The organism is Flavihumibacter sp. CACIAM 22H1 (genome assembly GCF_001601815.1).
GTDB lineage: Bacteria > Bacteroidota > Bacteroidia > Chitinophagales > Chitinophagaceae > Flavihumibacter.
Genome location: NZ_LUKG01000026.1, coordinates 43,958 through 50,568 on the forward strand (window position 1 = coordinate 43,958; position 6,611 = coordinate 50,568).

5 protein-coding genes are annotated in these 6,611 nt (G+C 45.8%); all 5 read left to right on the plus strand.

The genetic code is table 11. From position 1 onward, the window contains the following. The first annotated feature begins 13 nt into the window (after positions 1 to 13). On the plus strand, positions 14 to 2,359 hold the full coding sequence (locus A1D16_RS09430) for an NADP-dependent malic enzyme (protein ID WP_290709114.1): 2,346 nt from the start codon (positions 14 to 16) through the stop codon (positions 2,357 to 2,359). Between the two features lie 24 nt (positions 2,360 to 2,383). Next, positions 2,384 to 3,121, plus strand: coding sequence for an ABC transporter permease (locus A1D16_RS09435; protein ID WP_290709109.1), 738 nt, complete (start codon positions 2,384 to 2,386; stop codon positions 3,119 to 3,121). A gap of 1 nt (position 3,122) precedes the next feature. Further along, on the plus strand, positions 3,123 to 3,932 hold the full coding sequence (locus A1D16_RS09440) for an ATP-binding cassette domain-containing protein (RefSeq protein WP_290709110.1): 810 nt from the start codon (positions 3,123 to 3,125) through the stop codon (positions 3,930 to 3,932). Positions 3,933 to 3,983: 51 nt separating this feature from the next. Beyond that, positions 3,984 to 4,856, plus strand: coding sequence for a succinate--CoA ligase subunit alpha (gene sucD, locus A1D16_RS09445; RefSeq protein ID WP_290709111.1), 873 nt, complete (start codon positions 3,984 to 3,986; stop codon positions 4,854 to 4,856). Between the two features lie 271 nt (positions 4,857 to 5,127). Next, the coding region (locus A1D16_RS09450) for a hypothetical protein (RefSeq protein ID WP_290709112.1) at positions 5,128 to 6,611 on the plus strand (1,484 nt) is incomplete at its 3' end.

Here is a 6,611-nt window from a genome sequence, read left to right on the forward strand (position 1 = left end):
TTTTTGCACCCGTATGAGTAAAGAAACCCGTCGCTCCCAGGCCCTTGAGTATCATGCGAAAGGCAGACCCGGGAAAATTGAAGTAGTGCCCACCAAGGAAGCCAAAACCCAGCGCGATTTGTCGCTGGCCTACAGCCCTGGGGTAGCAGAACCATGTAAAGAAATTGAAGCAAACCGGGAGAATGTCTATAAATACACCGCCAAAGGCAACCTCGTTGGGGTAATCAGTAATGGTACCGCCGTATTAGGATTGGGAGATATTGGTCCCGAAGCCAGTAAGCCTGTAATGGAAGGCAAGGGTGTACTGTTTAAAATTTTCGCCGATATCGATGTATTTGATATTGAGATCAACGAAAAAGACCCGGAAAAATTCGTAGAAATTGTACAGGCACTGGAACCCACTTTTGGCGGCATTAACTTAGAAGATATAAAGGCACCAGAATGTTTTTACATAGAAAAAGAACTGAAAAAGCGGATGAAAATCCCGGTAATGCACGACGACCAGCATGGTACGGCCATTATCAGTTCAGCGGCTCTGTTAAATGCCCTCGAGCTGCAAAAGAAAAAAATTGAAAAGGTTCGTTTTGTAGTAAATGGAGCGGGTGCCGCAGCTATGGCCTGTGTAAAACTGTATGTTTCTTTAGGTGCAAGGCATGAAAATTTTATACTGTTTGATAAAGACGGCGTTTTACATGCCGGGCGAACAGACCTGGGAGAGGACAAATCGCCCTTTGCAGTGAAGTCTGCCGACTGGACCCTCAGCAAGGCCATGAAAGATGCCGATGTATTTTTAGGATTAAGCGTAGGCAATGTAATCACTACCGAAATGGTACAAAGCATGGCCAAAAATCCAATTGTGTTTGCAATGGCCAACCCCGATCCTGAAATCACCTACGACAAAGGCATCGCTGCCCGAAAAGACCTGATTATGGCAACCGGCAGAAGTGATTATCCGAACCAGGTCAACAACGTGCTGGGTTTTCCCTTTATTTTCAGAGGTGCGCTCGATGTTCGGGCAACATCTATCAATGAGGCCATGAAACTGGCTGCCGTACATGCCCTGGCCGACCTGGCAAAAAGCCCCGTACCCGATATTGTAAACCTGGCCTACAATGAAAAAAACATTGTATTCGGCCCTCATTATATCATTCCCAAACCGCTTGACCCCCGCTTACTGGCCTGCATTGCACCAGCCGTTGCAAAAGCAGCCATTGAAAGCGGGGTAGCCACTACTACCATAAAAAACTGGGAAGCCTACGAAGAAGAACTTAATAACCGCCTGGGAATTGATAACCAATTAATGCGCGTAATAGGTAGCAAAGCCCGGCGCGATCCGAAACGACTGGTATTTGCAGAGGCAGATAACCTCAAAATTTTAAAGGCCGCATCCATTGTGTACGAAGAAGGAGTAGCTTATCCAATACTATTGGGAAATGCCGAAAAAATAAACCGCATTGCCGATGCCAATCAAATAGAACTGGACGGCATCCCGATTATTGATCCGCGCAATGATGACCAGGAAGAAAAACGGCGGGAATACGGCCAGTTATTGTTTCAGAAAAGGCAACGGAAAGGCCTTAATAAATACGAATCGTATAAAATCATGAAAGACCGCAACTATTTCGGTTGCATGATGGTGGAAACCGGCGATGCCGACGCCATGATTTCAGGTCTTACACGCAACTACGATGAAACCATTCGCCCCGCCCTGCAGGTAATTGGAACAGAAGACAGTGTAAATAAGATTGCAGGTATGTACCTGTTGCTCACCAAAAAAGGGCCCATATTTATGGCCGATACCACCGTCAATTTCAATCCCAGTGCGGAAGAACTGGCTGAAATTACGTTGATGGTGGCCAAAGAGGTTCGCAATTTTAACCTCACCCCCAGAATTGCCCTGTTGAGCTATTCCAATTTTGGCAGCAGCGCATCACCCGAAGCTCAATTGGTAGCCAAGGCCCGCAAACTGGTGAAGGAGCGAAACCCCTCTCTTATTGTAGATGGCGAAATGCAGGGGATTATTGCCTTCAATAAAGAGATCCTGAAAGAAAATTACCCGTTCAGTGAATTGGTAGATAAGGATGTAAATACCCTTATCTTTCCAAACCTGGCATCTGGCAACATCGCCTACAACCTGCTTAAAGAAGTAGGAGGTGCTGATGCCATCGGTCCGATTTTGCTGGGATTGAAAAAACCGGTACATGTATTACAACTGGGTAGTTCAGTCCGCAGTATATTTAACATGGCATTGGTAGCCGTAATTGATGCGCAGATGAAATGCAGCCGGAACCAGACAGAAGAAATCGTCCGCAAATCAAAATGGTGGAAACGCTTCCAGAAGGTCAGCAAGGAATTGTAGTTTTAAATAACCAGAGCTAAGAGCATGAAATTTATCCATGAATTTGGGCGATATATTCTGATGTTAAAGGAAATGTTTTCCAAGCCGGAAAACCGAAAGGTGTATTGGAAAGAATTCATGCACCAGTGTAATGATATAGGCATCGGCTCATTGGGAATTGTGGTTATTATTTCCATATTCATGGGGGCCGTATCTACCCTGCAAACGGCCTACCAGCTGGTGAGTCCGCTGATTCCAAAATCCTCTATTGCACAAATTGTGCGGGATACCGTTTTACTGGAATTTGCCCCCACCCTGGTTTGTATTGTTTTAGCAGGCGTAGTAGGCAGTAAAATTGCCAGTGAGCTGGGAAATATGCGGGTAAGTGAACAGATCGATGCCCTGGAAATAATGGGTATCAATACAAAAACCTATCTGGTTCTGCCAAAAATTTTGGCCGCCCTGGTAGTGATACCCATGCTCGTGGTAATTTCAGCGGGTTTAGGTATCTGGGGGGGGCGATTAGCCGGACAAGCAGCCGGAATTTTATCAACGACCGATTACGACAAGGGGTTATTGAATGCATTTCTTCCCTATAACGTGGTATTTGCCATGATCAAGGCCTATGTTTTCTCCTTTATCATTTCCAGTGTACCGGCTTTTTATGGGTATTATGTGGAAGGGGGTGCCTTAGAAATTGGCCGGGCTTCCACCAAATCTGTGGTGGTAAGCTGTATTTTAATTCTGTTTGCCGATTACGTATTGGCAGCCATACTATTATAATATGATTGAAGTACAACATATCAGGAGAGGATTTGGCGACAAAATCGTGATCAATGATGTGAGTGCCGTTATGGATACCGGCAAATGCAACCTTATCATCGGTTCGTGTGGAAGCGGAAAAACGGTTTTTATGAAATGCCTGGTGGGGTTATTTAGACCCGACAGCGGATCCATCCTGTACGATGGGGAGGACTTTACTAATATGGATGCCGCGGGCAGAAAGGAAATCCGTAAAAAAATTGGAATGTTATTCCAGGGCTCTGCACTTTTTGACAGTTTAACCGTGGAAAAAAATGTGCAGTTTCCGTTGGATATGTTTACCGACTGGACATTGGCCGAGAAGCGTAAACGCGTAGATGAAGTACTGGAACGGGTGGAACTAAAGGAAGCCCATAAAAAATTTCCCGCGGAAATCAGCGGTGGTATGAAAAAAAGAGTGGGGATTGCCCGGGCTATTGTACTCAACCCCAAATATCTTTTTTGTGATGAGCCCAATTCGGGCCTCGATCCGCAAACCTCCCTGGTTATTGATAAGTTAATTAAAGAGCTGACCACCGAATTCAATATAACAACCGTTATTAACACCCACGACATGAATTCTGTTATGGAAATCGGGGACAAGATTATTTACATGTACAAGGGCGATAAAGAATGGGAAGGCACGAATAAGGAGATTATTTTCAGTAAAAGTCAGCGGCTAAACGATTTCATTTTTGCCTCCGAATTTTTACGCGATGCCAAAGATATGCGGATGCTGGAACAGTCGGGAAAGATTGACAATAACCGGAATATGGATGAATTGCTCAAGTAATTCTGGGCTTTATACCTTAGTTTTGCCACCGATCATTAAAATAACAGCTATATGAGCGTTTTAGTTAATAAGCAATCAAAGATTATAGTTCAGGGATTTACAGGAACGGAGGGCAGTTTCCATGCCACCCAAATGATCGAGTACGGAACCCAGGTGGTGGGCGGAGTTACCCCGGGAAAAGGCGGGTCAACACACCTCGATCGTCCGGTTTTTAATACGGTAGCCGACGCAGTTAAAGCAACCGGCGCCAATGTTTCTATCATATTTGTTCCACCTGCCTTTGCCGCAGATGCCATTATGGAAGCGGCTGAAGCTGGTATAGAGCTGGTGGTATGTATCACGGAAGGAATTCCGGTTCAGGATATGGTGCGCGCCAAAAATTTTCTGCAAGGGCGTGCCACCCGTTTAATCGGGCCAAACTGCCCTGGCGTAATTACGGCCGGAGAATGTAAAGTAGGTATTATGCCGGGTTTTGTGTTCAAAGCCGGTAAAATCGGGATCGTATCCAAAAGCGGTACCCTAACCTATGAGGCAGCCGACCAGGTAGCAAAAGCCGGATTAGGTATTTCCACAGCTATTGGCATCGGGGGCGATCCGATCATCGGAACGCCTACTAAAGAAGCGGTTGAACTGTTGATGAACGATCCTGAAACAGCAGGCATTGTAATGATTGGTGAAATCGGTGGCAGCATGGAAGCCGAGGCTGCCCATTGGATAAAGGCAAACGGTACCAAGCCGGTAGTAGGTTTTATTGCCGGGCAAACAGCGCCTCCGGGTCGCCGTATGGGCCACGCCGGTGCAATTATCGGTGGCGCAGATGATACCGCCGCTGCTAAAATGAAAATTATGGCGGAATGTGGAATCCACGTAGTACAAAGTCCGGCAGACATCGGTAAAAAAATGGCCGAAGTAATTAAAAAATAGTAGAACTACTAGGAAATATTAAAAAGCGGTGCAATATTTGTACCGCTTTTGTCTTTCTGTACCCATCCAAAGCAGTCTCCCATTCACTCCAACATAGGGCTGCTCTCCCTGGAGGGCAGCCTTTTTTGTAAGATGATTGCAACGTTAAGGACTAATCCCTCATCAAGGTTCTGTTAAGATCATTGTTTTTAACGCAGGCCGCTGTGTAATTCGGTACCGCCCGCATCTTTGGTCTGTATGCTTTTCAATAACTTGTATTAAAATGTAGATTATGCGCTTAGTTCTAAGCACGTTGTTATTTTTTCTAACGTATACTTTATCAGCCCAAAAAATGCCAACGACCGATTATACCAACAGGTGGAACAGGATTGATTCTCTTATCAACAATAGCGGTTTGTATGAATCGGCGCTGAAAGAAGTTAAACTACTCTATAATAAAGCAAAAACAGAAAAACAAGCAGGTGAGCAGATAAAAGCCCTCTTGTATCAAATTCAGCTGCAGGAAGTACTGGTGGAAGAAAGTGATTCGGCGGCGCTGCATCTGTTACGGACAGAAATCAGTTCCGAAAAAGGAGTCAGCAGGGCCTTATTAAACACCCTGCTGGCAGATTATTACAAAAAACAATACGACCGGAACCGCTGGGCCATCTACAGCCGAACACCCTTGGCCGATGGAGTTTCGGACGATGTGCAAAGCTGGACAGCACCCGATTATCACCGGGCCATTACAGCAGCCTACCGGGCCGCCCTGCTTGAGCCGGCCTTACAAAACAAAGATGCCCGAACTCCTTACGAAGCAATAATCAAAAAGGGAGAAAACGCTACCTACCGCCCATCTATATACGAACTGGTACTTCAAAAAGCCCTGGGTTATTTTAAAGCAGACCCCGTTGAATTACCCCAGCAGGCAGACGATTCTTTTTGGCAGAACCCCTCCTGGTGGAAAAACCACACCGACTTTCTCCGGCTCAGAATTTCCCTACCCGATAGTACAGAGCCAGGGCTGATCAGCCTTAAATTATACCAGGAATTAATCCGTTATTATACAGAAGCCGGCAAGCAGGAGCAACTCGCCACAACCGATCTGAAAAGGTATGAATACCTGAAAACAAAGGCAGAAGGAGCGTCTGCCGACTCACTGTACCTCGCAGCCCTTGCATCCATACAAAAAAGCTATCCGGGCACCGAAGCCGCAGACCATGCCCTCTATTTATCGGCTTACTGGCAGCTTACAGAAAACGAAGATCCCCGCAAAGCCCTGGCAATTGCCAATGCCCTGGTTGCACAAAATAAAACAACTGCTGGTGCCTTGCTGGCATATAACCTTATCCAGGATATTAAAGCAGCTTCACTCAGTATACAAACCGAACGGGTCAATATTCCTGGAGAGCCCTTCCGCGCTTTGGTAAGCTGGAAAAACCTGGATAAAATCTACCTGCGTCTGGTACAACTGGATCCCGGTAAACATGGGCCATTACTCGATCAATCGAGATATTTTGATTCTGCCAACTATGCCCTGCTCATGGGGTCAACGGTCCTAAAAAGCTGGGAGCAAACGCTACCCGCACAACAGGATTTTAAAGAACATTCAACTGAAATTAAAATTGAAGGACTCCCAATCGGCTCCTATTTCCTGCTGGCCAGTGACCATGCGTCCTTTTCCATGGACAAATCCAACTTAGGTCTGGTAAAAATTCAGGTATCCAATATCAGTTATATCAGCGCAGAGAAAGATTATTTTGTGTTGCACAGGAA